The 3,102-nt window shown below is 28.8% G+C and carries 3 protein-coding genes; 1 reads left to right on the forward strand and 2 read right to left on the reverse strand.

From position 1 onward, the window contains the following. Positions 1-134: 134 nt before the first annotated feature. Positions 135-998, reverse strand: coding sequence for a replication initiation protein (locus tag Q4528_RS12560; RefSeq protein WP_303521805.1), 864 nt, complete (start codon positions 996-998; stop codon positions 135-137). Positions 999-1,820: 822 nt separating this feature from the next. On the opposite strand from Q4528_RS12560, the gene pepG1 reads away from it, so the two are divergent. Further along, the gene (gene pepG1, locus Q4528_RS12565) at positions 1,821-1,955 is read left to right on the forward strand and encodes a type I toxin-antitoxin system toxin PepG1 (protein ID WP_303521807.1); all 135 of its coding nucleotides are present in this window, start codon (positions 1,821-1,823) and stop codon (positions 1,953-1,955) included. Positions 1,956-2,139: 184 nt separating this feature from the next. Here the strand turns inward: pepG1 and Q4528_RS12570 are convergent, their stop codons facing one another. After that, entirely contained in the window at positions 2,140-3,003 is an 864-nt protein-coding gene (locus Q4528_RS12570) for a replication initiation protein (RefSeq protein WP_089589943.1), read from the reverse strand. Positions 3,004-3,102: the final 99 nt, after the last annotated feature.

Consider the following 3,102-nt stretch of genomic DNA (forward strand, 5'->3'; position numbering starts at 1 on the left):
AAGACAATTTCTATATTATTTCAATAGAAATTGTCTTTTTTTCACTTATCCAAGAACTTTATGTCCCGGACTCTTTTTCTCCCAAGAAGTATTAGATCATGATACCAGTGTATCTATGCTTATTATTTTTAATATTACTCATCCCAATCAATTTGTAATTGCTTTAAAAAAGCTTCTCGCTCCTTTTCGAATTGAGGATCTATATCGCTTCTAACCTTTTTAGTATATGTTCGATCTTCTAACCATTGTGGTGTTTTTTCTCTACTAATATATCGTCTTGAACTCACTGTATTCTTACTTTCAGAGTACTTTTTATTATAGATACGATTTTCAGGTTCGAATATAAATTCCAAATACTCTATTTTTCGTCCCTTTTTTGCTCTAACTTTATGTATCTTTAACGCTTTAAAAATATAACTGAGTTCGTTAATAATCGGTTTTAATACATTCTTATTAATATCGGTCATTCTATACGATATTGGAATATCTAATCGCTCTCTAAAATCATTTATTTTTATTTTTAAATAACCTGTATGTTTAAACTGCTTAAGTATTCTAAACATGTTTTTAGAATACGTTGATTTAAGCGTCGTCATTTCTTCTAGTTCAAATTTTGTAAAATTATTCGTAATTGAATTAAGTATATGCTTTAGATTAGGAGATGTTGAAATCTCTAAATATTGTTCCTTTTTATGAATTCTATAATGATTAAACAACACAAAGCGCTCTATGATGTCATCATCTTCATACTTAATTGTCAATTCCAACATTTTTTTGTATACATCATCCAAATCTTTCACAAACCTATTAATATTACGTGTTTTAGGATTATAGTTACTTAGTTCTTTTAATTCATCGAAAGGCAGATGTAACGTATAGGTGTCTTGTTCTTTTAACTTATTACACATCGCAAAAAACAAATTAATTTCTATGCTTGTAAATTTTCTTAATGGGACGAGGTTTAGATCGTTTTTGTATACAACTGTTTCACCAGACATTTTATCATCACTCCATCAGTAACTACATTTTATAAAGGAGTACTAAAAAAATAAATACTCCTTTATATCAATTGAATATAAGCATAAAACACTTTTATAGCGGCGTCAATGAATAAAAGGAGTGATGATATTTAAACTACTCCTTTTATGTGGCAAAAACACTCCTTTTATGTGGCAAAACTATGCCTTTAAAATTCTAAACTCCTTGGCACTCTATGTCTAAAGTACCTCCTAAAAAGGTTTTAAAAAGATTTATAAAAAGATATTAAAAAGTTCGGGGCAATTCACCCCTCATAAATTCAAAAGAAAAAAAGGAAACCAACCACATTTGTGGTTGGTTTTTATTATTAAAAAAACAATATGTGATATAGTTTTAATGCATTATTCCAATTGCTTTATTGACATTGAGAAGCCCCCCTTAACAAACCCGAAAACTGTCGACTCGTCGGGTTAATAGCTCACGCTATCCCGACATTCGTCGTTCCAGTTTAGTTAAGGGGGTCTTCTCAATGCACAATAAATTTCCTTGGCATAATAATATATATTAATTAATTAATACACAAATTATTAAAAGTAACGACAAAAACATTTTGTCGTTAAAATCAATTTTAGAAGACATTTTTAGCATATAATGTTAAAATTGACATAGTTTGACAGGTAAAATTTCTTTGTTTTTTTTAGCTCATGTACATTTGTGTTGTGTACATGAGATTTTTTATTTTAAGTCTAATTTAAGCTTTATATAGCCTCTTTATCCTGAAACATATATTTATCCATCATTATTTAATTAAATGCTCTTATACGCTCTTAAAGGTGATGCCTATGATGGTATCAATCAAATCTTTAGAAAGGAGACGCCTCTTGGTTGATATAAGTACCATGTTGCAATTTGGAATTTTCCTCATTACGTTCATCGGTCTTATCATCGAGCTTATTAAATTAAGCCAAAAAAAATAACCATCCCAACTTTTGACAGAGTAGGAAGAATGGTTATTAAGTAATATCCGAAAAGTCACCGTCTTTTTAACGGGCTTACTATGGCACAAGTGTTATCAGCACTTGTGTCTTTTTGGTATATACTAGTTAGCAATTCATTTGTTACTTTAAGTATATCTTTCATACTATCTTTTGTAAACTTTTTCTATTCTTCCCAATCGACTTCAAGTTGTTTTAAAAAGGCTTCTCGTTCTTTCTCTAATTGTGGATCATACTCATTTTGTGTTTGTTTTTCATATGTGCGTTCTTTTAACCATTTTGGTGTTTTCTCACGACTTATATATTGTCGTGACTTACCTATATCCGCCATTTGAGGTTGTCGTTTACTGTGAATGCGTTTCTCAGAGTCAAAAGTAAATTCTAACCATTCAATTTTACGTCCTTTTTTAGCTTTGATTTTATTGATATTGAGGTTATTAAATATTGGAGAGAGCTCCTTGATAATCGGTGTTAAAACAAATTGGTTAATATTAGACATTCTATAAGATTCTGGAATATCTAATCGTTCTCTAAAGTCTTCAATTTTAATCTTCATATAGCCAGTATGTTTATATTGTTTAAGTAATCTAAACATATTTTTTGAATAGGTAGATTTAAGGTGTGTCATCTCTTTTAATTCAAATTTAGTAAAGTTATTCGTAATTGAATTTAAGATATATTTTAAATCAGGAGAAGTAGCAATTTCTAAATATTTTTCCGATATATCTATTTCATACTTATAGAATAAGACAAATTTTTTAATTTTTGTTTCAGTTCTAATAGTATATCTGATATCTAACATCTTATCGTAAACTCTTTGGAGATCATCTACAAACCTGCTAATGTTACGTGTTTCTGGACTGTAATTACTTAATTCTTTGAGTTCATCAAAAGATAAATGAAGTGTATTAGTATCTTGTTCTTTGAGCTTATTACACATAGCAAAAAATAAGTTAATTTCAGTAGCAGTAAAGCGTCGTAATGGAACTAAATTCATTTCATTTTTGTAAATAACAGTTTCTCCGCTCATATAATAACTCTCCTTTCAACAAAGGCATAACAACAAAAAAACTATGCCTTTTAAATTCTATAATATTATGTATTAAAGCTTGTTTATACAGTAACATAG

The sequence above is a fragment of the Staphylococcus pasteuri genome (genome assembly GCF_030547725.1).
GTDB classification, from domain to species: Bacteria; Bacillota; Bacilli; order Staphylococcales; family Staphylococcaceae; genus Staphylococcus; species Staphylococcus pasteuri.